We start from the raw sequence: 25813 nt of genomic DNA, 5'->3' as shown, positions 1-25813 counted from the left end.
ACGTCCCGCCGGGCTTTCCGTATGTCAGGGTGAGGACCGCCACTCGACGTTAGTTGAATGGTCAAGTATTCTCGGTGTCATGAGCACCCGTATGCCCGCGCTCTACCTCAGCCACGGCGCTCCGCCGCTGGCCGACGACCCGCTGTGGACCCGGCAGCTGGCGGACTGGTCGAGCGCCCTGCCCCGGCCCACCGCGATCCTGGTCGTCTCCGCGCACTGGGAGAACGCCCCGCTGGCGATCGGCGCGACCACGACGGTGCCGCTCTACTACGACTTCGGCGGCTTCGCCCAGCACTACTACGAGGTGACGTACCCGGCCCCCGGCGCGCCCGAGCTGGCCGCGAAGGTGCGCGCGCTGCTGCGCAGCCCCGAGACGCCCGTGACCGACGTGCCCGACCGCGGCCTGGACCACGGCGCTTACGTGCCGCTGGTGGAGATGTTCCCCGAGGCCGACGTGCCGGTGCTGCAGATCTCCATGCCCACGCTCGACCCGCAGCGCCTGCTGGAGCTCGGCCGCCGGCTCGCGCCGCTGCGCGACGAGGGCGTGCTCATCGTCGGCTCGGGTTTCTTCACCCACAACCTGCGCGCCGCGATGCCGTACATGCACCTGGGCTTCGATGCGCCGGTGCAGGGCTGGTCGGCGGAGTTCGACGACTGGGGCCGGCAGGCGCTGGACGCCGGCGACGTCGACGGGCTGCTCGACTTCCTGCGCAAGGCCCCGTCGGGCGCGATGGCGCACCCGCGCACCGAGCACTTCGCGCCGCTGTTCGTCACCCTGGGCGCGGGCGAGGACGACCTGGCCTCGCAGCGCACCGTCATCGACGGCTTCTGGATGGGCCTGGCCAAACGTTCCGTCCAACTCGGCTGACCTACTTGCTGATGTGACGCGGTCGCTCTACACCGAGTGACGTGACCTTGATTACGGTATCGGGGTGACCACCACGCCGATCGAGCGCAGCATCGCCTTCGCCGCCGTCTTCAACTTCCGCGACCTCGGTGGCCTGACCACCACCGACGGCCGCGCCGTACGCCGGCGCACGGTGTACCGGTCCGACACGCTCAGCCGGCTCGGCGCCGAGGACCGCGACGCGTTCACGGCGCTCGGCATCCGCACCGTGATCGACCTGCGCCGGCCCGCCGAGGTCGCCTCGATGGGCCGGGTGCCGGAGTGGACGCAGGTGGTGTGGCGGCACAACCACCTCGATCACCCGAACTGGGACCACTCCACCTACACCGCGGAGATCGGCGTCCCGCGCTGGCTGGCCGAGCGCTACCTGGAGCTGGCCCACCACGGCAAGGCCGACATCGCCCGGGTGGTCGGCATGCTCACCGACGACGACCACGGCCCGACCGTGGTGCACTGCGTGGCCGGCAAGGACCGCACCGGCCTGATCGTGGCGCTGACCCTGGACCTGCTGGGCGTGCCCGACGACCAGATCGCGGCCGACTACGCGCTGACCGAGCGCAGCGCGCCGCTGTTCACCCAGTGGGTGCGCACCGCATTCCCGGACGAGAACCAGCTGACCCCGCCGCCGTTCTACACGCACACCCCGGCCGAGGCCATGCTGATGACCCTGCACGGGCTGCGTCACCGGCACGGCTCGGTGACCGAATACCTGGTCGGCGCGGGCCTGCACCGCGACCGGGTGGCCCGGCTGCGCGAACGGCTGCTGGAAGCGTGAGCGGCCGGAGCGAGCCGTCGTCGGCGCCCCCCGCCGCCGAGCGTGGCGGGCGGGTGGACTCGTCCCGGCTGGTCGACTTCGCGAGTCCGCTGTTCAACTTCCGGGACGTGGGCGGCCTGGCCACCACGGACGGGGGCGAGGTGCGCCGGGGCGTGCTGTTCCGCTCCGACACGCTGACCGCGCTGGGCGAGGCCGACCGCGAGCGGTTCGCGCAGCTCGGCGTACACACCGTGATCGACCTGCGGCACCCGGTGGAGCTGGAGCGCCACGGCCGCGCCCCGGCCTGGTGCTGCGAGGACTGGCACAACGTGCCGCTGAACAACCCGGTGTGGCGGGCCGAGGACTACTCGCCCGAGGCGGGCGTGGTGGCGTTCCTGCTGGCCCGCTACCACGAGACCGCCGAGCACGCGGCGGCCGACATCGCCCGGGCGGTCGAGCTGATCGCTACCGCCGAGGGGCCGACCGTGGTGCACTGCTGGGGCGGGCGCGACCGCACCGGCGTGGTGATCGCGCTGGTGCTGGAACTCGCCGGGGTGTCCGATGCCGACATCGCCGCCGACTACGAGCTGACCGAGCGGGGCATGGCGCGTTACCTGGACTGGCAGCGACAGCACCGCCCGGACAAGGGCCCGCTGCAGCCCTACCTGGCGAGCACGCCGGCCGAGGTGATGCGTACCTTCCTGGCCCAGCTGCGCGATCGGCACGGCTCGGTGCGCGCCTACCTGACGGGAGCAGGCCTGGACGACGAAACCATCGACGCACTGCGGTCGAGGTTGCGCGAGTAGCGGCCATGAGGTGACCGCTGCGTTATCGACGAGTGCCATGATGTGACGGAATTTCATCGGGGAGGAGCCGTCCATTATGCACATCGGAACGCGAGCGTTGCTGGCCGTGGCCACCGCCGTCGCCGTGGCCACCCTGGCCGGCTGCGGAGGCGACACCGGCGGCGACTCCATGCAGCAGCCGAACCCCGGCCAGGTGGCGCCCGGCACAGGGACCTTCAAGGACATCGACACGGCGGCCCGGGAGCTGGTCACCCGCCAGGCGTACTGGCAGGCGCCCGCCGTGCTCGACGTCGAGCGGACGCAGCGGATCGGGCTGGCGGTCGGCGAGGGCGAGAAGCTCACCCAGAAGATCAACGCGATGTTGGCGGGCACCAAGCCCACGGCCCTCGGGCGGTTGGAGGTCGGGCCCACGGTCAAGGCGACGCTGCGCGGCAACACCGAGGACGTGGAGATCACGCCGTCGGAGTCGGTCAACGCCACCACTGGCAGCGACGTGCAGATGCTGTGGACCTGGCTGGTGCACCCCAAGCATCCGACCGACGACCTGCTGCTCACCGCCTACCTGGAGGTGCCGCTGAGCAACGGGCACGTCATCACGCACGAGGTCGCGCTGTCGGTGCAGGTCCGCCGCACGATGGCGTACACCGTGTGGCAGGTCGTCACCCACTGGGGCACCTGGTCGGCCGTGGTCACCAGCATCGTCGGCGTGGTGAGCTGGCTGCTGCGCCGCCGCAGGAAGAAGCAGGGCGGCGCGCAGCAGGAGGAGGCACCGGAGCCCTCGGTGGCCAATGTGGCCGCCTGACGGCCCGCCGCCCGATCCGGCGCGCGGATGAAGAAATCTTCGGACAACTAGGGTCTGGCGAAAGTTAACTTCAACGGCGATAGTGGCGGGTGAATGTCCATCCCCCACTTCCGCGGAGTACCCATGGCCAGATCACGCCTGCGGGCGGCCGTCGTCGCCGGCCTCACCGCGCTCAGCCTCGCGGCGCTGTCCGCCGCCGCCGGCGCGCCCGCCGCGGCCGCGCCGCCCACGCACGACGAGCAGGTCACGTTCCAGGAGTGGTCCCGTTACCCCGACTGGCGGCAGGGCACCCACCAGGGCACCCTGGCCATCCCCGGCGTGCGCACCGGGATCACCATGCTGCTGCCGGCCGGCAAGACGGACTACGCCGACCCGTACACCGGCGTCACCAAGAGCTACGACTACTCCACCTGGACCTCGCCGGTGACCGAGGTCGGCTTCGACGCCACGGAGCTGGTCGCCTCCTGGAACGCCGAGACCCCGGCGGGCACCTGGATCCAGATCGAGATGCAGGGCACCTACAACACCGGGGGGCAGACCCCCTGGTACACGATGGGCCGCTGGGCCTCCGGCGACACCGACATCAAGCGCACCACGGTCAACCGACAGGGCGACCCGTGGTCCACGATCTGGACCGACACCTTCTCCATCGACGACGCCGCCAACGGCGTGCTGCTGCACGCCTACCAGCTGCGCCTGACCCTGTACCGGGCGCCGGGCCAGTGGCGCTCGCCGCGGGTCTGGATGCTCGGCGCGATGAGCTCCTTCGTGCCCGACCGGTTCACCGTCACGCCGAGCGCGGGCGGCATCGCCTGGGGCACCGAGCTGGCCGTGCCGCGGTTCTCCCAGAACATCCACACGGGGGAGTACCCGGAGTACGACGGCGGCGGCGAGGCCTGGTGCTCGCCCACGTCCACCGCGATGGTCGTGCAGTACTACGGCCGCGGCCCGTCGGCGCAGGACACCGCGTGGGTCGACCCGTCCTACGCCGACCCGCAGGTCGACCACGCGGCCCGGATGACGTACGACTACGCCTACGAGGGCGCGGGCAACTGGCCGTTCAACACCGCGTACGCCGCGTCGTTCCCGGGCCTGGACGCCAAGGTGACCCGGCTGCACTCGCTCGACGAGGCGGAGCGGTTCATCAAGGCCGGCATCCCGGTGATCACCAGCCAGTCCTTCCTCTCCACGGAGCTGGACGGCGCGGGCTACGGCACGTCCGGGCACCTGTTCGTCATCGTCGGCTTCACCGCCGAGGGCGACGTGATCATCAACGACCCGGCGTCGTCGAGCAACGACGCGGTGCGCAACGTCTACCCGCGTGCGCAGTTCGAGCAGATCTGGCTGCGTACCAAGCGCTACCGCGCGAACGGCACGGTGGCCTCGGGCTCGGGCGGCATCGCCTACCTGATCAAGCCGTGGTGGAAGCCGTGGCCGGTGGTCGCGGGCTCCACGAACTGGTGACCTGACGACCCGGGTGCGCCCCCGCCGTGGGGCGCACCCGGGTCACCGCCTGATGCCGGACCGCCGTCCGGTCACAGCCGGGTGTCCAGGATCGCGTCGGACAGCGCGATCACCCCGAACGTGCCGCCCAGCGGGTCGGCCAGCAGCGCGTAGTGCCCCACCGGCAGGTCCAGCGGCCCGCTCAGCACCGTGCCGCCGAGTTCCAGGCAGCGCGCGATCGTGGCGGCGCAGTCCTCGATCTCGAAGGTGACCCGCCAGTGCGCGGGGGTGCCGGCCGGGTAGCGCTCGTCCATCACGGACAGCCCGCCGACCGTGCGGCTGTCGACGAACCACTCGATGTGGTCGACGCCCTCGGCGATCTCGCTCTTGCGCTCGGACCAGTTGAAGGCCTTGCCGTAGAACGCCACCGCGGTGGCCTCGTCCCAGGTCACCACCTCGGTCCAGCACATCGAGGCGGGCTCGGCCGCCACCTCGGCGCCGCCGGACGTGCCGCGCTGCCACAGCCCGAAGACCGCCCCGGCGGAGTCGGCGACCAGGGCGGCCCGGCCGCGCGGGCCGCGGTCGTGCGCCGGGACGACCACCTTTCCACCGGCGTCGAGCACCGCCGCCACGCCGTCCTCGGCGGCCACCGCGGACACGTAGCACAACCAGGTCGACGGCCGGCCCGGCTCGGCCGGGAGCAGGCCCGCGACCGCGCGGCCGTCGAGCGCGAACACCTCGCCCGGCGTCCATCCGAACAGCCCGCTGTAGAACGCCGCCGCACCGGCCGGGTCCGCGGTCACGTACTCCGCCCAGCACGGGGTGGCGGGCGCGTATCCCCTCACTCGCATGCCCGCCACCTTAGGGCCATCCGTGGTTCACGGCGACCTCTGCGCGTGCCGTCCGACCCGCTCCGTTCGGCTGGCCGGACAGGCGATCCGGGCAGCCGGGTCGGTGCGCACGGACCGATCGCGCGCGATGATGGCGCCATGCTCCAGGATCGTTCCCTGCTCGCGGGGTGCAACACGGCACTCAACGAGTCCGACGTGGTGGGTCTGCGGGTGAACTGGCCCGGCCGCACGGTGCGCCTGCTGCTGCACGTGCTGGCGCTGCCCGAACACGGGCCGGCCGACCCGGACACCCGCCGGGCCCTGGTGTTCACCGGCGTCTGCCTGATGCGGGTGCTGCTGCGCGCGGACCGCTCCCTGAGCCGCGACTACGGCCACGCGATCGAGCTGGCCGACGCCGACGCCGCGGACGCTTTCCTCGCCTCGGTCGGCTGGTCGAACCCGATGTACGGGTGGAGTTTCCTCGACGACCCCGAACTCACCCGGGACTGGCCCGCCACGGTGAGCCTGGTCCTGGCCGAGACCGGCCCGGCCACGCACTCCATGTACTGGTTCAGCGAGTGCGGCCGCCAGGAGCCTGGCGGCGACTCGGCCTACTGCATCGAGGGCGACATCCACTTCGAGCGCCTGGAGGTCGAGCGCGCCGACGGCTCCCCGGTGCCCCTGACCTCCTTCGCCGCCGACGGCCGCCGCTGGTGGGACGCCTTCCACTCCGGCGACCCCCGCGTCTGCCCCACCGCCCAGCAAACCCGACCCCCCTCCCCCGCCTGGACGTAGGGCGTCAGACCGTCGCGGCGGCGGCGCGGGCCATGGCGTCGCGGTAGATCGGGCCGTGCAGGAAGCGGTCCGGCAGGGCGCGCATGGTCAGGCGCAGCGCGCGGACCGAGACCGACGCGGACAGGTCGGTGGTGGGCAGGCCCAGCATGCCGTAGATGCGGCGGGCCCAGCCCGGTTGCAGCGAGAACGCGGTCGCGGCCAGCCCGGTGTAGACCAGCCGGGCCGGGGTCAGCCCGAGGTGCCACGGCAGCGGCGGCGCCATCAGGAAGAACAGCGTGTCCAGGGCCTCGCGGGTCAGCGACAGCTCCGGGCGCATCCGCCGGTAGTAGGCGGCGACCTCGGCCGCCGTGCCCGGCACCGACGCCGGGTCCAGCCCGACCAGCTCGGCGGCCCGGCGCTGCTCGGTGTAGTACCCGTCGACGTCGGCGTCGCTCAGCTCCAGACCCGCCCGGCGGGCCGTGCTCACGAACGACTCCACCTCGGTGACGTGGACCCAGCGCAGCAGCTCGGGTTCGTCGATGCGGTACGTCTGGCCGGTGTGCCGGTCCACCGCGCGCATGCGGGCGTGCACGCCCCGGATACGCCGCCCCGCGGCGCGGGCCTGCGCGGTGGTGCCGAACATGACGGTGCCGACGTAGTCCGCGGTGCGCATCAGGCGGCCCCACGGCTCGACCTTGTAGCTGGAGTTCTGCACCACCCCGGCGATCGCCCGGGGGTGCAGCGCCTGCAGGAACAGCGAGCGCACCCCGGCGACCCAGAGCACCGGCTCGGCGTGCACCCGCCAGGTCGCCGACCCTGGCCCGAACAGTCCGAGGTCGCTGGCATCGTCCATGCGTTCCAGCGTGCCATGCCCGCCGACGCCCCGGAACGCCGTCGCGACCACCCGTCGCGACCCGAGCGCAATTCAACCCTGATCATCCGGTATGCCCGAGTCGGCCGACCCGACCCGGCCGCCCTTCCCTCGGAAGATCGCTCGACTTGCCCGGCACCTGGGCGAAAGGCGCTTCAAGATACGCACCTGTACCGGGCAAGTCGAGCGATCAAGGGCGGGCCAAGGGCGGGCCCGAGGCGCGAGCCGTGCCCCGGGGGCTAGCTGATCTTCGCGTCGACGTGGATGGCGATGGCGTCGTGGGCCGCGACGTTGGCCGCGAACCAGCCCGCGGCGTCCACCGTGATCACGGGACCGGTGCAGGCGGTGCCGCTCTTCTCCCCGTGGATCACGTCGCAGTACCGGCCCGCGGGCAGGTTGGTCTGGTACGACCGTCCGTTGACCGCCCCGTCCTCGTCGTTGATCGTGAGGTACCCCTTGCCGCTGCGCCCGAACGCGATGTGGTTGCTGCCGTTGTCGTACCAGTTGACGACGGTGGTCCCCTTGACCGCGTTGTGGAAGCCGACCATGTTCGCGATGACCTGCCAGCGGTGCTCGCACCGCCAGCCGCCCGAGAAGCACGTCGCGTTGTTCGTCTTGCCGTTGGCGTCCGACGGCGGGCCCTGGTCCTTGTTGCTGAACTCGTAGCTGCTCATCACCGCGGGCGTCCCGTACGGCCAGGCCAGCATGAACGCGTTGGCGAGCGCGTAGATGCCGTTGTCCTTGTAGGTCAGGATGTCGCCGCCGTCGCGCTGGGTGTCGTGGTTGTCGGTGAACACCACGGCCTTGCCGGTGGCGATGTGCCCCCACGGCTCGCCGAAGTTCTTCAGGTAGGCCAGCTTCTCGTGCCGGAACACCCGCCCCAGGTCCTTGCCGTAGCGGAACTCGTGCACGTCGCCGTTGCCGGTGTACTCCGTGGGCAGGATCGGCTCGCCCGCGCCGTAGATGACCTCCTGCACGAGATACACCGAGCGCGACAGCTTGCCCTTGATCGCGGCGATGTCCGCGGCGGGCATGTGCTTGCTCGCGTCCAGCCGGAACCCGTCCACGCCCAGGGTCAGCAGGTCGTTGAGGTATCCGGCGAGCTTCGTGCGGACGTAGTCGCTCTCGGTCTTGAGGTCGGCGAGGTTGACCAGCTCGCAGTTCTGCACCTCGTACCGGTCGCCGTAGTTGACGATGTCGTCGTTGCCGTTGCGGCCGCAGTGGTGGAAGTCCTGCGTCTGGTAGATGCCCGGATAGGTGTACGAGGTGTAGGTCGAGCCGGCCCAGCCGGTGCCCGAGCCGACGCCGGTCATGTGGTTGACCACCGCGTCGACGATGACCTTCACGCCCGCGTTGTGGCAGGTGGTGACCATCGACTGGAACTGGGCGCGGGTGCCCTTGCGGGACTCGACCCGGTAGCTGACCGGCTGGTACGCGACCCACCACTGCTGGCCGCGCACGTGCTCCTGGGGCGGGGACACCTGCACGTAGCCGTAGCCGCGCGGGCCGAGGAAGTTGGTGCACTCGGCCGCGACCGAGGGCCAGTTCCACTCGAAGAGCTGGACGATGACGTCCTTGCTGCCCGAGGGGGCTGCGGCCGCGGGGGCGGCGGCCGGGATCGGCAGCGTGGCGGCGAGAACCGCCGCCAGCGCCAGGGGGAGAAGTCTGCGTCGTTGCATGAGGACACTCCGGACGTACGAGGGGACGGATCGTCGCGCAGCGGTGCGTGGAGCAGGCGGATGAAACCGCATTGAAACCTTGCGGCAATATTCACAAGAAGTTTCAACGAAGTCAACGAATCCGAGGAGGATCGGCACGAGACCGGCCACGCAAGATCTTCCAACCAGGAGCGATGCCTCAGCCGAGCAGGCGGGCGGCGGAAGCCAGATACTCGCGGCCCTCGTCGGGGGCGCCATGCCGGATCATGTACAGGCCCGATGACACGCGCTCGGTGAAGCCCCACTCCCAGATCGCCTGCTCGTCCACGCCGGTCGCCGCGGCCAGGCGCGCGCAGTAGCCGCGCACGAGACCGACCGGGTCCGCCGCCGCCAGCACCTCGTCCGTCCAGCCGCGCACCGCCACGCCCAGGTCGTAGGCCGGGTCGCAGAGGAAGCCGTCCGGGTCGACGAAGACGTGGCCCGACTCCGCGCCGGGCCGGGGCGACAGCACGGCGAGCGCGTTGTTCGGGTGCGGGTCGCCGTGGCAGACCACGCTGCGGTCCAGGTCGAACGCGGCCGCGCGGCGGCGGGCGTAGCCGACGGCCCGCTCGACGACCTCGGCCGGGCAGGGCTCCCCGGTCTCCGGCCACAGCTCGACGATCAGCTCGGCGAGCGTGCTGGCCTTGTCCGTGCCGGGCGGCACCGCCGCGTCCGCCGGCCGGGGCACGAGCCAGGCCTGCCGCAGTGTCGCGGCGAGCACGTCCAGCACGTGCTCGGGCGACGGCGCGGTGCTCGCCAGTGCCGGGCCGAGGGGTTCCAGCAGCGCGGCGTCACGTTCCGGATCGTGGGCGTACAGCCGGACGTAGCCGTGCCCGTCCGCGGCGGCGATAGTGCGCACCTGCCCCGCGAACCCGTCCCCGGGCGGCGCGAGCCGCAGCACCGCTTCCGTGCCGTCGGCCCTGGCCACTCGCAGCACCAGCGCCGCCGACCCGCCGTCCAGCGCCGCACCGGGCGTCAGCGACCAGCCGGCGCACACCTGCGCCAGCCGCTCCGGCAGCTCCGCCAGCCAGTCGCGGCCCGCCGCGCCCTTGCTCAGCGCGGTGCGCCGCATCCGGTCGGGAAACTCGGTCACGGCCCCACGATCCCATCCGCCAATCGGCTCCACCAGCGGATTTCCCTGCGCTGCCCGGTGCGCCTGCCCGCTGCGGCCACCGGCGCGGCACCCGAGTGGCGAGGGGCTCCGCCGTGGGCCGCGCATCCCGGCCGGTATCGGATCCGTTACGAAAGCATCGTGCGGTACGCGGCACGTGGCCTTCGCTGGCTACCGTCCCGCCATGATCTCGCTCGGCCCGGTCGCCCGTGTCAGAACCCTCGTCCTCGGCTTCTTCGCCACCGCCGTCGCCGCCTCCGTCGTGGCCGGTGTCCTGCTGCAGGGACCGGCCACCGTCTCCGCGGGCACCTATGACGGCCACGTCGCGTTCGACATGCCGGCGGACTGGGTCGCCGAAGGCTGCGCCACGCCGCAGCCCGGCTGCGTGCGCGTGGCCCCGCCCGGAACCCCGGTCCACACCGGCGTCTTCGTGGTCGTCGTGGCCAAGGACGCTGCCGGCCTGCCCGTCTCCACCGAGACGCGACACGTCGACGCGCCGGGGATCGAGTCGCTCACGGTGGACGGCCGGCAGGCCACCCGCATCGAGCGTGGCGGGACCGTCGCCGCGGACCTGCTGACGGTGCAGCTGGACGAGGCCGGGAGCATGGCCATGGTCAGGTGCGGGGGCGACCCGGAGATCGTCGCCACCGGCTGCGACATCGTCATGGACTCCCTTGAGATCACCTGGCCGTGATCAGCGGTGCAGAGCGTCGGCGGCGGTTAGGCTCAGCCATGCTCGCGCGCGCCTGGGGAATGGCCAGATCCCTCGTGATGTATCACGGCATTCCCGGCCGCCACCGGCGGATGCGCCGCTTCTACGGGCAGTTCCTCGGTCCGGGCGACCTGGCCTTCGACGTCGGCGCACACGTCGGCAGCCGGGTGCGCCCGTGGCGGCGGCTCGGGGCGCGGGTGCTGGCGATCGAGCCGCAGCCCGACTGCCTGCGCGTGCTGCGCCTGTTCTTCGGACGCGACCCGGACGTGACCATCCTGCCCACCGCCGTCGGCGCGCGGCCGGGCACGGCCTCGCTCGCGCTGTCCTCGGCCACGCCGACGGTCTCCTCGCTGTCGCACGAGTGGATCGAGTCGGTGACCGCGGCCGACGAGCGCTTCGCCGAGGTCCGCTGGGACCGCTCGGTCGAGGTCGAGGTGGTCACCCTGGACGATCTCATCGCGACGCACGGCGAACCGGCCTTCTGCAAGATCGACGTCGAGGGCTTCGAGGCGGACGTGCTGCGCGGGCTGTCCCGGCCGCTGCGCGCCCTGTCCTTCGAGTACCTGCCGTTCGCCCACGACGCCGCCCTCACCACACTGGACCTGGTGGAGCAGCTCGGTGAGCGCGCGGCCGGCTACGAGTACAACTACGCGCCCGTGGAGACCATGCGTTTCGCGAGCGAGCAGTGGCTCGACGCGGCGGGCTTGGTGCAACTGCTGGAGCGGCGCTTCCGCGCGCTGGGCCGCTCGGGCGACGTCTACGCCCGCCTGCGGTAGCGCGCCACCTCGCCGGCGAAGCCGCGCACGGGAGCGCTACGCCCGCTCGCCGCGAACGCCCCCGGCCCCGGGTGCGCCTGCCATGGCCGGGGCCTGGGCGGCGGCCCTTCGGATCGCGCCGATCGTGGCGGCGCGGTGCCGCCAGAGGAAGACCACGTCGCGGCCGAAGGACTCCGTGAGCAGGGCGAGCGCACCCGCCAGCGCGACGACGGCCACCGGCCGGGGCAGCACGTCCGCGGCGGCCGTCACCAGCACGATGCCCTGGATCGCGGCCACCACCTTGCGCCAGTACCGCGGGAACAGCTGCCCGCGCAGCCACGGCAGCACCCAGGTCGCGACGACGTAGACGTAGCGCATCGCGCCGATCGCCAGCACCCACAGCCCGGCCGACGGGGCGACGTAGCAGCTCAGCACGAGGATGAGGAACGCGTCGACCTCCATGTCGAACCGCGCGCCGAACGCCGACGCGGTGGCCGTGCGCCGCGCGACCTTGCCGTCGACCGCGTCGAGCACCAGCGCCACGACCGTGATCCCGACCAGCGCCGGCACCGGCGCGTCGCCCGCGAAGGAGGCCGCGGTCAGCGCCGTGACGCAGCCGACGAGCGCGGCCCGGGTCTGGGTGACCAGGTCGGCGGGTCCGAACGCGACCAGCCCGGCGGTGTGCATCGCCCGGGTCAGCAGCACGCCCGAGCCGAGCGCGTACGCGGCCCCCGCGGCCCATCCGGCACGGCCGAGGCCGACCGCCGCCGACAGCAGCGCGAGCATGGCGAACTGGAGCAACAGCCCGATCACCGGGCCCGGTCTCACCGGCGGCACCGTACCTCCGTTAGGTTCGACCTTGATCCGAGGAGAGGAAGCCGATGGCATCCTACGCGCGTGCGTTCTGGACGGCCGCGCCCGGCGCGGGCGAGATCCGCCCCGTGGCGCTGCCCGATCCGGGCCCCGGTGAGGTGCTGGTGCGCACCGTCCACTCCGGCGTGAGCCGGGGCACCGAGACGCTGGTCTTCCGCGGTGAGGTGCCGCCCGGCCAGTACGCCGTGATGCGCGCCCCCTTCCAGGAGGGCGACTTCCCGGGCCCGGTCAAGTACGGCTACCTCAACGTCGGCGTCGTCGAGCAGGGCCCGCCGGAGCTGCTCGGACGCACCGTGTTCTGCCTGTACCCGCACCAGACCCGCTTCGTCGTCCCGGCGGGCGCGGTAGTGCCGGTGCCCGACGGCGTGCCCGCGCGGCGCGCCGTGCTCGCGGGCACGGTGGAGACCGCGGTCAACGCGCTGTGGGACGGCCCGCCGCTGGTCGGCGACCGGATCGCGGTGCTCGGCGCGGGCATGGTCGGCTGCTGCGTCGCGGCGCTGCTGGCCCGCTTCCCCGGGGTGTCGGTGCAGCTGGTGGACACGAACCCGGAGCGGGCGGCGGTCGCGGCGGCGCTCGGCGTGCCGTTCGCCTCGCCCGAGGCCGCCGACGGTGACCGCGACCTGGTCTTCCACGCCTCCGCCAGCGGCCCGGGCCTGCAACGGGCCCTGGACCTGCTCGCCCCGGAGGGCACCGTCGTCGAGCTGAGCTGGTACGGCGACCGCGGGGTGAACCTGTCCCTGGGCGGGGCCTTCCACTCCGGACGGCTGACCGTCCGCGGCAGCCAGGTCGGCACGGTCTCCCCGGCCCGCGCCGCGCGCCGCTCCTACGCCGACCGGCTCGCGATCGCCCTGGACCTGCTGCGCGACCCGGCCTTCGACGCGCTGCTGTCCGGCGAGTCGAGCTTCGACCGGCTGCCCGAGGTGCTGGCCGGCCTCGCCGACGGCAGCCTGCCCGCCCTGTGCCACACCATCAGCTACGACGGAGAGTGACCCCTATGTTCAGCGTGACGGTCCGCGACCACATGATGATCGCCCACAGTTTCCGGGGCGAGGTCTTCGGCCCGGCGCAGCGCCTGCACGGCGCGACGTTCGTGGTCGACGCGACGTTCCGGCGTGCCGAGCTCGACCCCGACGACATCGTGGTCGACATCGCCGCCGCGTCGCAGGAGCTCAACGCCGTCGTCGGCGCGCTGAACCTGCGCAACCTCGACGACGACCCCGCGTTCGCGGGCGTGAACACCACGACGGAGAAGCTGGCCCAGGTCATCGCGGACCGGCTGGCCGCCCGGGTGCACGCGGGCGCGTTCGGCGAGAACGCGCGCGGGCTGGCCGGGATCGCGGTGACGCTGCACGAGTCGCACATCGCCTGGGCCAGCTACGAGCGGCCCCTGTGAGCACCGCCCACGTCGCCGGACCGCGCGACCGGCGCCCGGCCGGCGGGTGAGCACCGTCCACGTCGTCCTGCCGGGCGGGATCGACGACCCGGCCGCGCCCAGCGGCGGCAACGTCTACGACCGGCGCGTCTGCGACGGCCTGGCCGCGTCCGGGTGGACGGTGCACGAGCACCCGGTGCCCGGCGCGTGGCCCGCACCCGGCCCGGCCGACCTCGCCCGGCTGGCCGGGCTCCTGGCGGCGCTGCCCGACGACACGGTCGTGCTGCTCGACGGACTCGTCACCGTCGGCGCGCCGGACGTCATCGCCGCGTGCACACCCCGGCTGCGGCCGGTCGTGCTCGCGCACATGCTGTTCGGCGACGACGACCCGGGCCTGCGGCCCGGCGAGGCCCTGGTGCTGCGGGCGGCGGCCGCCGTCGTCACCACCAGCCGGTGGTGCCGCGAGCGCGCCATAGAGGCGTACGCCCTGCCGCCCGCCCGCGTCCACGCCGCCCCGCCCGGCGTCGACCCCGCGCTCCTCGCCCCGGGATCACCCGCCGGGACCCGGCTGCTCTGCGTGGCCGCGCTCGCCCCGCACAAGGGCCACCACCTGCTTCTCGACGCCCTGGACACGCTCACCGGGTTACCCTGGAGCTGCACCTTCGTCGGCTCGCCCGACCGCGACCCGGCGTACGCGGCACGGCTTCGGGAACACGCGGTCGCCGACCGGATCACCTTCGCCGGTGTGCGCACGGGTGCGGGGTTGGCCGCCGCGTACGGCGTCGCGGACCTGCTCGTGCTGCCCTCACGCGGGGAGAGCTATGGCATGGTCGTCACCGAAGCGCTGGCCCGGGGCATCCCGGTGCTGGCCTGCGACGTGCAGGGGCTGCCCGAGGCACTGGGCGCGGCCCCGGACGGCAGCCTGCCCGGCCTGCTCGTCGCGCCCGACAGCGCGGCGCTCGCCGGCGCGCTGCGCCGCTGGCTCACCCAACCGGACCTGCGCGACCGGCTCCGGGCCGCGGCCCGCGCGCGGCGCGCTCACCTCACCGGCTGGACCCGCACCGCGGACGAGGTCGGCGCGGTGCTCTCCCGGGTGGCAAAGCCCGGTCCACTGGCCCGATGACGGCGCTGTGTGTATAAATCCACAGACACGCGGGGACGGTGCCTCTAGGAAGGATGAAGTGTCTGGACAGGAGGTCGCGTTGCACCGTGCCGTGACAGGGGTCCGCCTGCCGCCTTCGGGCCGCGCCGCGGGTCGCCTCGGGGCCTGGGCGCGCGCCGCCGCCGGGCTGCTCATCCTCGCGCTGCTGGTGTGGCAGGTGGGCACCGGGCCGTTCCTCGACGGCGTACGCCTGGTCGACCGGCCCGCGCTGCTGGCCGCGCTCGGCCTCGGCGCGCTCAGCACGGTGTGCTGCGCCTGGCGGTGGAGCCTGGTCGCCGAGGGCCTCGGCGTGCGGCTGCCGCTGGGCCGGGCGGTCAAGGCTTACTACCGCTCCCTGTTCCTCAACACGACGCTGCCCGGCGGAGTGGTCGGCGACGTGCACCGCGCCGTGCGGCACGGGCTGGACATCAGCGACGTCCGGCTCGCCGTGCGGGCCGTGGTGCTGGAACGCACCATCGGGCTGACCGTGCAGATCACCGCCTCGCTGCTGCTGCTGCTCGTGCTGCCGTCCCCGGTCCGGGACCGCATGCCGGTGATCGTCGCGGCCGTCGCCGCGACCGGGCTGACCGTCGCGCTGGGCGTGCGGGCGGTGGCCCGCGGCCGGTCCGCCCGCTGGGCGGCGGCGCTGCGTTCGGCGTACGCCGATGTCCGTGACGTGCTGCTCACCCGGCGGCGGTGGATCGGCATCGGGCTGGCCTCGGCGGTCGTCGTGACCGGACAGCTCGTCATGTTCGTGATCGCCGCCCGCACCGCGGGCTCGGACGCGCCGGTGACCCTGCTGGTGCCGCTGACGCAGCTGGCCCTGCTGGCCATGGCGCTGCCCCTGAACATCGCCGGCTGGGGCCCCCGCGAAGGCGTTGCGGCCTGGGCGTTCGCCGCCGCCGGCATGACCTCCACGCAGGGCGTCGCCGCCGCCGTCACGTACGGCGTGCTGGGCCTGGTCGCCGCGCTGCCCGGCGCCGCCGTCCTGCTGGCACGCACCAGAGCTCGGAGTGGACAGCATGCGTGAGCGCCCGTACGTCCTGCTCAGTTGCAGCATGTCGATCGACGGCTACCTCGACGGTGCGACCGACGAGCGGCTGCTGCTGTCGAACGCGGCCGACTTCGACCGGGTCGACGCGGTCCGCGCCTCGTGCGACGCGATCCTGGTCGGCGCGCGCACGGTGCGCCGGGACAACCCGCGCCTGATGGTGCGCACGCAGTCCCGCCGCGACGCCCGGACGGCCCGCGGCGTGCCCGAGTGCCCGATCAAGGTGACCGTCACCGAGAAGGCCAAGCTGGACCCCGGCGCCGCGTTCTTCACCGCCGGCGACGCGGAGAAGATCGTCTACTGTGCCAGCCCGCGGGTCGAGCACGCCCGCGCCCAGCTCGGCGGCGTGGCCACCGTCGTCGACGGCGGCATGCCGGTGGACCTGCGCCAGGTGACCGAGGACCTGTACGACCGGGGCGTGGGCCGGCTGATGGTCGAGGGCGGCGGCACCATCCACACCCAGTTCCTGACCGCCGACCTCGCCGACGAGCTGCATCTGGTGGTGGCCCCGTTCTTCGTCGGCGACTCGCGGGCGAGCCGCTTCGTCAACGACGGGGACTTCCCGTGGAACCCTGGACGGCGCGCGAAACTGGCCGACGTCCGGCAGATCGGGGACGTGGTGCTGCTGCGCTACGCACTGTCGCCCCGGTTCGACAGCGCCGACCAGGAGGAACGGTGACCGGCATGCTGCCCCTGGCGACGGTGCGCACCCAGGTCCAGGTGCCCTTGCGGTTCCCCGACGGCTACACCACCACGGCCCGGGTCGTCACCTTCACCGGGCTGGCCGACGGCCGCGAGCACCTGGCGCTCGGGCTCGGCGACCACGCCACGACCCTGCGCCGCGACGCCGACGACCTGCCCGTCCCGCTGGTGCGCCCGCACAGCGAGTGCCTGACCGGCGACGTGTTCGGCAGCCAGCGCTGCGACTGCGGCCCGCAGCTGCGCGAGGCCGCCGAACGCATCACCGTCGCCGGTGGATACCTGCTCTACCTGCGCCAGGAGGGGCGCGGCATCGGCCTGTACGCCAAGATGGAGGCGTATGCGCTGCAGGACACCGGCCTGGACACCTACGAGGCGAACGTCGCCCTCGGCCACGACGAGGACGCGCGCGACTACACGGTCGCCGCGCAGATGCTGCGCGCCCTCGACGTGTCCCGGGTCGCGCTGCTGTCCAACAACCCCGACAAGGCCGAGCAGCTGGCCCGGCTCGGCGTCGCGGTGACCGAGCGCGTGCCCACGGCGGTGCACCTGTCCCCCGCCAACGCCGGCTACCTGGCCACCAAGGCCCGCCACGCCGCGCACACCCTCCAGCTCCGCCCGGCCCGCTGACATGCTCGACGCGAGCCGCCCGGCCGGAGAGGCCGCCGACCCTGCCACCGCCACGCCCACCGGGAACGGGCTGCGATCACTGAGCCAGGCGCCGGACTCCGGCCCACCGGACTCAAGCCCGGAGCAGGACCCTGACCCGGCGCAGGACTCGGAGTCCGCGCACGTCGCGCCTTCCCCGCCGCCGAGCAGGGTGCGCCGGGCGCTGCTCGGGCTGGCGGTCCTGCTGCTGGCGGTGCTGCTCGTCGTGCCGAACGAGCTCGGCCGGCTCGCCCCCGCGGCGTTCCTGCGCATCCCGGTGGACGGCCTGGTCGCCGTCGCGCTGGCGGTCCTGCTGCCGACCCGGTTCCGGCGCGTCGCGATCCCGGTGGCCGGCGTCCTGCTCGGCCTGCTGACCATCCTGAAGATCATCAGTCTCGGCTTCTCCGCGGTGCTCGACCGCCCCTTCCACCCCGTGCTCGACTGGCCGTTCCTCGTCGCCGGAGCGGACTACCTGCGCCAGTCCAGCGGCTCCGCCGCCATGTGGGCCGCCGTCGCGGGCGCGCTGCTGCTCGCCCTCGGCCTGCTGCTGCTGGTCGTGGCCGCCTACCGGCACGCCACCCGGCTCGCGCTGCGCCACCGCACCGGCACCACCCGCACCGTCGCCGTGCTCGCCGCCGCCTGGACCGCGTGCGCTCTGGCCGGCGTCCAGCTGGTGCCCGGCGTTCCCGTGGCCGCGCGCGACTCCTACGACCAGGTGATCCAGGTACGCGCGGGCACCCAGGACGAGCGGGTGTTCGGCGCCCTGCTGTCCGCCGACGCGTACCGCGACACCCCCACCGGGGACCTGCTGACCGCGCTGCGCGGCAAGGACGTCATCGTCGCCTTCGTGGAGAGCTACGGCAAGGTCGCGCTCACCGACCCCGAACTGTCCGCACAGGTCGGGCCCGCCCTCGAGGCCGGCAACGCACGGCTGCGCGCCGCCGGGTACACCGCGCGCAGCGCCTGGCTCACCTCGCCGACCACCGGCGGCGGCAGCTGGCTGGCCCAGTCCACACTGCTGTCCGGCCTGTGGATCGACAACCAGCAGCGCTACCAGACCATGATGTCCAGCGACCGGTTCACCCTGCCCGCCGCGTTCGGCCGGGCCGGCTGGCGCACCGTCGCCGTCATGCCCGCCACCACCACCCCGTGGCCCGAAGGCGCGGTCTACGGCTACGACCAGCTCTACACCGCGCCCGACCTCGACTACCAGGGACCGCGCTACAGCTTCGCGACCATGCCCGACCAGTACACCCTGCACACCTTCCAGCAGCGCGAGCGCGCACCCGGCCACCTGCCGCTGATGGCGGTCATCCCGCTGATCTCCAGCCACTCGCCCTGGGAGCCGGTGCCGAAGATGCTGCCCTGGGACGCCGTCGGCGACGGCTCCGTGTACGACACCGCCGCCGGCTCCGACGACCCCGCCGAGATCGTCGAGAAGCGCGACCGCGACCGGGTCCGCCACGCCTACCGCAACGCGATCACGTACTCGGTGAACACGCTGGTCTCCTACGTGGAGACGTACGGCGGCGACGACCTCGTGCTGGTGTTCCTCGGCGATCACCAGCCCTCGCCGTCGGTCTCCGGCCAGCGCGCCAGCCGCGACTCGCCGATCACCGTGATCGCCCGCGACCCCGCGGTCCTCGACCGGATCACGTCCTGGAACTGGCAGGACGGCCTCAACCCCGGCCCCGGCGCCCCCGTCTGGCGCATGGACGCCTTCCGCGACCGCTTCCTCACCGCGTACGCCCGCTGATCTGCCGCCCTGCCTGCGGTTTCGGGAAATCGCGCAATCGACGGAACCGCATCCGGTGAGGCGGGCTCAGCCGACCGTTCGGACGGATGTCGACACGGCGCGCAACGTGAGTCGGTTTGCTGATAGCGCACTGAACGCCGATCCGCTCCACTACAGATCATGCTGCGTCGTGCCTGCCTCGCTCTGCTCGCCGTCACCGTCCTCGCCGGTTGCGGCGACGACGAACCCACCCCGGCCACCCCCGTGCCGAGCGCGCAGCCGAGCGTGTCGGCGGAAGCCTCCCCCAGCGCAGGGGTGAGCCCGGCAGCGTCGCCGTCGCCCGCGATCAACTTCACCGTCGACGGCGCCGGCCCGTACACGATCGGCGCGAACCTGGAGGCCCTGAAGTCCGGCGGGGTGCTCGACAAGATCGCCACCGGCGCGGAGACCTGCCCGGCGAACACCACCGCCAGCGGCACGGACGTCTGGAAGGACATCCAGCTGCAGTTCCGCCCGGACGGCGTGCTCTACCTGGTGGTCAACCGGTCCAAGACGATCCCGACGCCGTCCGGCGCCCGCCTCGGCATGACCCTCGCCGCCGTCTCCTCGATCTACGGCAACCTCGGCAAGGAGCTGAACGGCGGCGCGGCGTACCTGGTCACCACCACGTCCGGGCGCGGCATCCTGTTCGACCTCGACCAGAACAAGAAGGTCTTCGCCATGATCGCCGGCGACGCCGCCTACCTGAAGTCCAGCTACGAGGGCGGCACCGACTTCTGCTGACCCCGAGGCAACCACCTGCCACACCCAACCCGTCCATACCCGAAGGATCTTCCGGTCCCGCCTCGCCACTGCCGAGGCGGGACCGGTTCCCGTCAGAACCGAAGAAAGGGCCGACGTGAGACGTCGCACACTCCTTGCCGGCGCCGCCATCGGGGTGGCCGCAGTCACCTATCCGGCTGCCCGAGCCGACGCGGCGACCGCCCCCGCACTGTTCGTGGCCGCTCACCCCGATGACGAGACCCTGGCGATGTCGACCGCGATCGCGGAGCATGTCGCCGCGGGCCAGGCGGTGCACGTCCTGCTCCTCACCGACGGCGAGGGCTCCGGAACCGTCAAAATCCTCAACGGCACGACGGTCAGCCCGTGGTGGGGCAACCGGCACGTGCCGGCCGCCGAGGGCTACGCCCCGTTCACCCCGGCGACGCTCGGGGCCGCGCGGGTCATCGAGGCGGAGACCGCGCTGCGGAGCCTGTCCGCAGGCCTGCCGGGCACCCTGACCGTGCACCGGGCAGGCCTGCCCGACGGCCAGGTCACATCGGCGGCGGCGCAGGCCGCGATCGTCGCCGTGGCAGACCAGATCGCTCCCGGCGGGACCGTACGGGTCAAGGGCCACTCGCCGCTCGTCGACAACCACCCCGATCACCTCGCGGCAGGGCAGGCGATAGTCGCGCTGGCCACCGCGAACCCGACCCGGTTCGCCGACCGCAGGCACTACATCCTGCCCATGTACTGGACCGACGCACGCCTCTCCCAGGTCACCGAGTCATGGGACAACCCGACCGACGCCGCGATCGCCGCCCGGGTCCGCGCCGCGGTGCGGTCCTACGGGGCCTGGTCCCCGTCGCTGGGCGCGTACGCGATCGGCTACCACTCGGTCGCGTCGATGCTCGACCAGCTCATGGCGACCCCGAAGTGCCTCATGCACCCCTGACCGGGCTCGGCACAGGGCGCCCGCCGTCCGGACGGCGGCGGGCGCTCACCGCGGCTGAAACGCGCAGGCGGATGCCGTACGAGCGGCGCGGCATGAAAAAACCCGGCCTCTCGACCGGGTTTTCCCTGCTGGTGGGCGTGGCAGGGTTCGAACCTGCGACCCTCCGCTTGTAAGGCGGATGCTCTCCCGCTGAGCTACACGCCCGCGCGGCCTGCGCCGACACGAACCGGCACATCCTACCTGACCGGCGACCCCGCCCTCGCGGGACTTATCCACCCGCCGTGACCGCGTCCCGACCCGACGGACCGGGAACGCGATCATGAATCGGGCTCAGAGCGCCCCGAGCGCCTTGCGCCAGGCGTCCTGGTCGCGGGCCTCGCCGGGCAGGTTCATCTCGGCGTATCGGACGACGCCTGCCCTGTCGATGACGAACGTCCCCCGGTTGGCGAACCCCCGGTCGTCGTTGAAGACGCCGTACGCCTGGGCCACGCCGCCGTGCGGCCAGAAGTCGGCCAGCAGCGGGAACTCGTAGCCCTGCTCGGTGGCCCACACCTTGTGCGCGAACACCGAGTCGACGCTGATCGACAGCACCTGGGTGTCCTCGTTGACGAAGTCGTTGAGGTTGTCGCGGATCTCGCACAGCTCGCCCTCGCAGGTGCGGGTGAAGGCGAGCGGATAGAAGACCAGCAGCACGTTCTTGTCACCGCGGAAGTCGGACAGCCTGACTTCCTGGTTGTTCTGGTCCTTCAGCAGGAAATCGGGCGCCTGTGCGCCGGCCTCGATCGGCATGATGATCCGCCCCCACGCTCGGTGAAGGTTCCATGATCGCAGGGGTGCCTGGCGGCCTGCCGGTCGGGGCAGGCCGCTCGTCGTCCGCGGCGGGAGCTCAGCGCTTGGGCGCGCGCGCCGCCTTCGGGGCCACCAGCCGCGCCGCGCTCCAGTCCTTGCCGGCGCTGAGGGTGGAAGTCTGGGTAAGTCCGGCGGTGGGTGCCGCCTCGCTGATCTCGCTGGGCTCGACGTGCCCGGGCCGACCCGACTTGGGGGTCAGCAGCCACACCACGCCGCTCTCGGCGAGCGGGGCGATGGAGTCGACGAGCAGGTCGACCAGGTCACCATCGTCCTCGCGGTACCACACCAGGACCGCGTCGACGACCTCGTCGGTGTCCTCGTCCACCAGATCTGATCCGCATGCGTCGGCCAGGGCGTCACGGAGCTCGAAGTCGACGTCGTCGTCGTACCCCATCTCCATGACCACCATGTCCGGCTCGATGCCGAACCGGTCCGCCAGGCTGCGTACGCCCTCGGCGGCCTGACCAGCGGTCGCGCTCACTGTCTTGTGCCTCCTCTTCGTTTTCCGGACACCCGCAGTTCGCTGCGGGATCACTCGATTATTGTCGTCGGCGTCACAGCCGACTGCGGGTAGTCCACACAGTTCTAGCGCCCAGCGCAAGTGGCGGCCTCGGCGGGTCGCCAAAAACGCGGTTCAGGCGCCTCCGTGAGCGGTGCGGGACCCCGTCCGCTCAAGGTCATCCGACTTGCCGCGCACCTGTGCGTATCTTGGTCGGCCTTTCGCCCACCTGCCTGGCAAGTCGAGCGATCTTGGCCGCCCGCGCCCGCGACGCGCGCCGGGGTGCGGGTGGTCGGCGGGGTTCAGGCGGCCAGGAGGGCACGGGCGGCGCGTTCGATGGCGTCCTCGCCGACCAGCACGTGGTCGGCGGCGGGGCCGAGCGGCAGGAAGGTGTCCACGGCCGCGACGCGCCGGGCCAGGCCGACGTATCCGGCGTCGACCAGCGCGGCGAGCACTCCCTCGCCGACCCCGCCGGAGCGACGGGTCTCGTCGACCACCAGCACGCGACCGGTGGCGCCGGCCTCGCGCACGATGTCGGCGAGCGGCAGCGGGGCGAGCCAGCGCAGATCGACGACGCGGCAGCCGTGGCCCTCCTCGGCCAGGCGGGCGGCGACGCGCAGGGACATGCGCACCCCGTTGCCGAAGGTGAGCACGGTGAGCCGGTCCCCGGTGCCGTAGGAGTGGCTGCGGGCGCGGCCGACGGGCACGTGCGTGTCGGCCCAGCGGTCGGGTGCGGCGTACGGGCTCAGCCAGCCGCCGTCGCCGTCGGTGTGCAGGTCGCGGGTGTGGTAGAGCGCGATGGGCTCCAGGAAGACGCTGACCGTGCCGTCGACCTCGGCGGCGGCGACGCAGGTGCGCAGCATGGCCGCGGCGTCGTCGGCGCGCGAGGGCACGGCGACGACGAGGCCGGGGATGTCGCGCAGCACGGCGACGGAGTGGTCGTTGTGGAAGTGGCCGCCGAAGCCCTTCTGGTAGGCGAGCCCGGCGATGCGTACGACCATGGGGTTGCGGTAGGCGCCCTGGGAGAAGAACCGCATGCTGGCGGCCTCGCCGCGCAGCTGGTCCTCGGCGTTGTGCAGGTAGGCCAGGTACTGGATCTCGGGGATGGGCAGCAGCCCGCCGAGCCCGGCGCCGAGCCCCAGGCCGAGGATGGACGTCTCGTCGAGCAGGGTGTCGAAGACGCGGGCGGGGCCGAAGCGGTCGCGCAGGCCCTTGGTGACCCCGTAGACGCCGCCCTTGCGGGCCACGTCCTCGCCGAAGACCAGCGCCTGCGGATGGCTGATCATGAGGTCGGTCAGGGTGGCGTTGACGGCCTGGGCGAGGGTCTGCGGGCCGGTCTGCTCGGGCAGCCTGCCGCCGAAGACGCGGTGGCGTTCGGCCAGCGCCGCGCCCGCGGCCCGTTCCGCGGCCCGCGCGATGGTCTTGGCGACGCGCAGCGGGCGGCGCGGGGCCAGCGGGGCGACGACCTCTGCGGCGGAGGCGAGCTTCGGCTCGTCACGGACTCCGGCGGCGGTCTGCTGCACCCGCCAGCCGATCTCGTCGTACCGGCTGAGCAGTTCCATCGGGCTGGCCTGCCCGGCGTCGACGAGCAGCCGGGCGGTGCGCAGCAGCGGGTCCAGGGTCAGGTCGTGCTCGATCTCGGCGGGGGTGCGGTAGGCGAGCTCGGCGTCGGCCCCGGCGTGGCCCATCAGCCGTACGGTGCGCAGGTGCAGCACGGCGGGGCGGCGGTGGCGGCGCACCCAGGACACCGCGGAGCGGGCCACCGCGTACGTGTCGGCGAGGTCGCAGCCGTCGGCGTGGAAGTAGCGGATGCCGGGGCGCGAGCGCAGGGTCTCGCCGACCCAGCCGGCGGGTGAGCGCACGCTGATGCCCAGCCCGTTGTCCTCGCACACGAACAGCAGCGGCAGCCGCAGCCCGGTGAAGTCGGACCAGCCCGCGGTGTTGAAGGCGGCGACGGCGCTGGCGTGGTTGACCGAGGCGTCGCCGAACGAGCAGAGCACGACGGCGTCGCGGGGCCAGGCGGGCGGCACGAGCACGGGCTGCCCGGAGTCGGCGGCGTGCCGGCCGCTGGAGCCGCGGGCGTCCAGGCCCTGCCGGGAGCGCTCGACGGCGAACGCCAGGCCGACCGCGCGGGGCAGGTGCGAGGCGATGGTCGAGGTGGTCGGGATGACGTTGAGGTCGGTGCTGCCGAAGACCTTGTGCCGCCCGCCCGCGATGGGCTCGGCGGCGCTGGCCACGACGCCGCGCAGCACGTCGCGGATGGCATCGACCTTGCCCTCGGCCAGCTGGGCGGCGCGCGCGGCGTAGAACGCGCCGGAGCGGTAGTGCAGCAGCGCCGGGTCGGTGGGGCGCAGCGCGGCGGCGACGCCCGCGTTGCCCTCGTGCCCGGCCGAGCCGATGGTGTAGTACCCGGCGCCGTCGGCACGCAGCCGCCGCGCGGCCAGGTCCAGGTGCCGGCTGGTGACCTGCGCGTCGAAGAGTTCCCTGGCCATGGTCCCGGTGAGGCCGCTGTCGGGGCGCACCGTCGCATGCGGATCGCCGTTCGGCGGGGTGCTGGCGGGCCACGCCGCGAGCGCGCTCCGGAACCGTTCGTCGAGATCATGAGAGGTGCTCACGCTGCACAGCATTACCCAGAGGTGCCAGGGGCGACCACCCGGATCGGTGATCGGACACGCCACACCACCTTGCAAGATGGACGATTTATCCAGATTTACCCATAATCTGCGTCATGGCTCACCGGTCCCCCCGCGCCCGTCGTCCTCTGCTCGCCGCCGCGGGTCTGGGCCTGCTGGCCGCGCTCGCGCCGCAGCAGCCCGCCGCGCTGGCCGCGCCCGCCGCCGCGGAGGAACCCGCGGTGCTGGTCGGCGCGGGCGACATCGGCAGCTGCCTCAGCGACGGCGACGAGGCCACAGCGAAGCTGCTCGACCGGATTCCCGGCACCGTGTTCACCCTGGGCGACAACGCGTACGTGGCCGGCACCGCCGAGCAGTTCCAGAAGTGCTACGAGCCCTACTGGGGCCGCCACAAGGACCGCACCCGCCCGGCCATCGGCAACCACGACATGCGCACCGACAACGGCGGGCCGTACTACGACTACTTCGGCGAGGCCGCGGGCGAGAAGGGCAAGGGCTGGTACTCGTACGAGCTGAACGGCTGGCAGGTCCTGGTCCTCAACTCCACCTGCGACCTGGTCGACTGCGAGGACGACTCCGAGCAGGCCGAATGGCTGCGCGAGGAGCTGGAGTCATCCGACGCCAAGTGCACCGTGGCGATGTGGCACCACCCGCTGTTCACCTCCGGCTGGAAGCACGGCGCCGACCCCCGCGTGAAGCCCTTCTTCCAGCTCCTCTACGACCACGGCGTCGAACTCGTCCTCAACGGCCACAACCACCACTACGAGCGCTTCGCCCCGCAGACCCCCGACGGCGAACTCGACAAGGACAAAGGCGTACGCCAGTTCACCGTCGGCACCGGCGGCGGCGGCCTCAACGGCTTCAGCAAGGACAACATCGCCGCCAACTCCCGCGCCCGCAACGCCGACACCTTCGGCGTCCTGAAACTCTCCCTCTACCCAGACTCCTACACCTGGAAATTCGTCTCCCCCGCCGGCACCACCTTCCAGGACCAAGGCACCGACACCTGCCACTAACCCCCAAGATCTCGACGATCTTGCGTGAACTGTCAGGGATATGCCCGATATGGGCGTGTCATCCCCACAGCCCGCGCAAGATCGTCGCGATCTTGAGGGGTGGGGTGGGTGGGGGTGGGGT

26 protein-coding genes and 1 tRNA gene are annotated in these 25813 nt (G+C 72.7%); 18 read left to right on the top strand and 9 right to left on the bottom strand.

Annotated elements, in window-relative coordinates; all coding sequences use genetic code 11:
- Positions 1-79 precede the first annotated feature (79 nt).
- The 5 genes from HAV39_RS28530 to HAV39_RS28510 all read left to right on the top strand — a co-directional run bounded on the left by HAV39_RS28530 (position 80) and on the right by HAV39_RS28510 (position 4733).
- Positions 80-868 carry a dioxygenase family protein gene (locus tag HAV39_RS28530; RefSeq protein ID WP_191842281.1) on the top strand — a complete coding sequence of 263 codons (789 nt, stop codon included), beginning with the start codon at positions 80-82 and terminating at the stop codon, positions 866-868.
- Positions 869-932: 64 nt separating this feature from the next.
- A complete protein-coding gene (locus tag HAV39_RS28525) occupies positions 933-1682 on the top strand; it encodes a tyrosine-protein phosphatase (protein ID WP_191842280.1) in 750 nt (249 codons plus the stop codon).
- Positions 1679-2467: a tyrosine-protein phosphatase gene (locus tag HAV39_RS28520; protein ID WP_191842279.1), complete on the top strand. Its 789-nt coding sequence runs from the start codon at positions 1679-1681 to the stop codon at positions 2465-2467. The genes HAV39_RS28525 and HAV39_RS28520 overlap by 4 nt, the downstream gene beginning before the upstream one ends.
- 76 nt (positions 2468-2543) lie before the next feature.
- On the top strand, positions 2544-3269 hold the full coding sequence (locus HAV39_RS28515) for a hypothetical protein (protein ID WP_191842278.1): 726 nt from the start codon (positions 2544-2546) through the stop codon (positions 3267-3269).
- A 123-nt stretch (positions 3270-3392) separates the two neighbouring features.
- Entirely contained in the window at positions 3393-4733 is a 1341-nt protein-coding gene (locus tag HAV39_RS28510; protein ID WP_191842277.1) for a peptidase C39 family protein, read from the top strand.
- A 71-nt stretch (positions 4734-4804) separates the two neighbouring features.
- On the opposite strand, the gene HAV39_RS28505 is transcribed toward HAV39_RS28510, so the two are convergent.
- Positions 4805-5563, bottom strand: coding sequence for a VOC family protein (locus HAV39_RS28505; RefSeq protein WP_191842276.1), 759 nt, complete (start codon positions 5561-5563; stop codon positions 4805-4807).
- Positions 5564-5701: 138 nt separating this feature from the next.
- Here HAV39_RS28505 and HAV39_RS28500 point away from each other — a divergent pair, with 138 nt between their 5' ends.
- A complete protein-coding gene (locus HAV39_RS28500) occupies positions 5702-6337 on the top strand; it encodes a hypothetical protein (protein ID WP_191842275.1) in 636 nt (211 codons plus the stop codon).
- A 4-nt stretch (positions 6338-6341) separates the two neighbouring features.
- Here the strand turns inward: HAV39_RS28500 and HAV39_RS28495 are convergent, their stop codons facing one another.
- From HAV39_RS28495 to HAV39_RS28485, 3 genes are all read right to left on the bottom strand, one after another.
- Positions 6342-7169, bottom strand: a complete 828-nt coding sequence (locus tag HAV39_RS28495) for an oxygenase MpaB family protein (protein ID WP_191842274.1) — start codon at positions 7167-7169, stop codon at positions 6342-6344.
- Between the two features lie 257 nt (positions 7170-7426).
- Positions 7427-8866 (bottom strand): alpha-amylase, encoded by a 1440-nt coding sequence (locus tag HAV39_RS28490; protein ID WP_191842273.1) that lies wholly within the window; start codon positions 8864-8866, stop codon positions 7427-7429.
- A gap of 178 nt (positions 8867-9044) precedes the next feature.
- A complete protein-coding gene (locus HAV39_RS28485) occupies positions 9045-9977 on the bottom strand; it encodes an aminoglycoside phosphotransferase family protein (RefSeq protein WP_191842272.1) in 933 nt (310 codons plus the stop codon).
- Between the two features lie 202 nt (positions 9978-10179).
- On the opposite strand from HAV39_RS28485, the gene HAV39_RS28480 reads away from it, so the two are divergent.
- Both HAV39_RS28480 and HAV39_RS28475 read left to right on the top strand, forming a co-directional pair.
- Positions 10180-10689, top strand: a complete 510-nt coding sequence (locus HAV39_RS28480; protein ID WP_191842271.1) for a hypothetical protein — start codon at positions 10180-10182, stop codon at positions 10687-10689.
- Between the two features lie 77 nt (positions 10690-10766).
- Positions 10767-11483 (top strand): FkbM family methyltransferase, encoded by a 717-nt coding sequence (locus HAV39_RS28475; RefSeq protein WP_239120165.1) that lies wholly within the window; start codon positions 10767-10769, stop codon positions 11481-11483.
- A 36-nt stretch (positions 11484-11519) separates the two neighbouring features.
- Here the strand turns inward: HAV39_RS28475 and HAV39_RS28470 are convergent, their stop codons facing one another.
- Positions 11520-12290, bottom strand: coding sequence for a CDP-alcohol phosphatidyltransferase family protein (locus HAV39_RS28470; RefSeq protein ID WP_239120166.1), 771 nt, complete (start codon positions 12288-12290; stop codon positions 11520-11522).
- Positions 12291-12343: 53 nt separating this feature from the next.
- Here HAV39_RS28470 and HAV39_RS28465 point away from each other — a divergent pair, with 53 nt between their 5' ends.
- From HAV39_RS28465 to HAV39_RS28425, 9 genes are all read left to right on the top strand, one after another.
- Entirely contained in the window at positions 12344-13324 is a 981-nt protein-coding gene (locus tag HAV39_RS28465; protein ID WP_191842268.1) for a zinc-dependent alcohol dehydrogenase, read from the top strand.
- Positions 13325-13329: 5 nt separating this feature from the next.
- A complete protein-coding gene (locus HAV39_RS28460) occupies positions 13330-13728 on the top strand; it encodes a 6-pyruvoyl trahydropterin synthase family protein (RefSeq protein WP_191842267.1) in 399 nt (132 codons plus the stop codon).
- 46 nt (positions 13729-13774) lie between these two features.
- Positions 13775-14830, top strand: a complete 1056-nt coding sequence (locus HAV39_RS28455; protein WP_191842266.1) for a glycosyltransferase family 4 protein — start codon at positions 13775-13777, stop codon at positions 14828-14830.
- 79 nt (positions 14831-14909) lie between these two features.
- Complete coding sequence (locus HAV39_RS28450; RefSeq protein ID WP_373311592.1) at positions 14910-15878, top strand: lysylphosphatidylglycerol synthase transmembrane domain-containing protein; 969 nt, start codon at positions 14910-14912, stop codon at positions 15876-15878.
- Positions 15871-16578, top strand: a complete 708-nt coding sequence (locus tag HAV39_RS28445; protein WP_191842265.1) for a RibD family protein — start codon at positions 15871-15873, stop codon at positions 16576-16578. Before HAV39_RS28450 ends, HAV39_RS28445 begins: the two co-directional genes overlap by 8 nt.
- A 5-nt stretch (positions 16579-16583) precedes the next feature.
- Complete coding sequence (locus HAV39_RS28440; RefSeq protein WP_373311593.1) at positions 16584-17228, top strand: GTP cyclohydrolase II; 645 nt, start codon at positions 16584-16586, stop codon at positions 17226-17228.
- 1 nt (position 17229) lies between these two features.
- Positions 17230-19002 (top strand): sulfatase-like hydrolase/transferase, encoded by a 1773-nt coding sequence (locus tag HAV39_RS28435; RefSeq protein ID WP_191842263.1) that lies wholly within the window; start codon positions 17230-17232, stop codon positions 19000-19002.
- 159 nt (positions 19003-19161) lie between these two features.
- Positions 19162-19764, top strand: coding sequence for a hypothetical protein (locus HAV39_RS28430; RefSeq protein WP_191842262.1), 603 nt, complete (start codon positions 19162-19164; stop codon positions 19762-19764).
- A 115-nt stretch (positions 19765-19879) separates the two neighbouring features.
- Positions 19880-20695 carry a PIG-L deacetylase family protein gene (locus HAV39_RS28425; protein WP_191842261.1) on the top strand — a complete coding sequence of 272 codons (816 nt, stop codon included), beginning with the start codon at positions 19880-19882 and terminating at the stop codon, positions 20693-20695.
- A gap of 129 nt (positions 20696-20824) precedes the next feature.
- On the opposite strand, the gene HAV39_RS28420 is transcribed toward HAV39_RS28425, so the two are convergent.
- The 4 genes from HAV39_RS28420 to HAV39_RS28405 all read right to left on the bottom strand — a co-directional run bounded on the left by HAV39_RS28420 (position 20825) and on the right by HAV39_RS28405 (position 24670).
- A tRNA-Val gene (locus tag HAV39_RS28420) sits at positions 20825-20899 on the bottom strand.
- A 126-nt stretch (positions 20900-21025) separates the two neighbouring features.
- Positions 21026-21484 carry a peroxiredoxin gene (locus HAV39_RS28415; RefSeq protein WP_191842260.1) on the bottom strand — a complete coding sequence of 153 codons (459 nt, stop codon included), beginning with the start codon at positions 21482-21484 and terminating at the stop codon, positions 21026-21028.
- Positions 21485-21581: 97 nt separating this feature from the next.
- A complete protein-coding gene (locus HAV39_RS28410) occupies positions 21582-22025 on the bottom strand; it encodes a DUF3052 domain-containing protein (protein ID WP_120316282.1) in 444 nt (147 codons plus the stop codon).
- A 320-nt stretch (positions 22026-22345) separates the two neighbouring features.
- Complete coding sequence (locus tag HAV39_RS28405; protein WP_191842259.1) at positions 22346-24670, bottom strand: thiamine pyrophosphate-dependent enzyme; 2325 nt, start codon at positions 24668-24670, stop codon at positions 22346-22348.
- A 101-nt stretch (positions 24671-24771) separates the two neighbouring features.
- Between HAV39_RS28405 and HAV39_RS28400 the strand changes: the two genes are divergently transcribed.
- On the top strand, positions 24772-25692 hold the full coding sequence (locus HAV39_RS28400) for a metallophosphoesterase family protein (RefSeq protein WP_191842258.1): 921 nt from the start codon (positions 24772-24774) through the stop codon (positions 25690-25692).
- Positions 25693-25813 lie beyond the last annotated feature (121 nt).

Source organism: Catellatospora chokoriensis (genome assembly GCF_011297315.1).
Taxonomy (GTDB): Bacteria; Actinomycetota; Actinomycetes; order Mycobacteriales; family Micromonosporaceae; genus Catellatospora; species Catellatospora citrea.
Note: the sequence above shows the minus strand (reverse complement) of the source record. Positions and strands in the feature narration are given on the sequence as shown.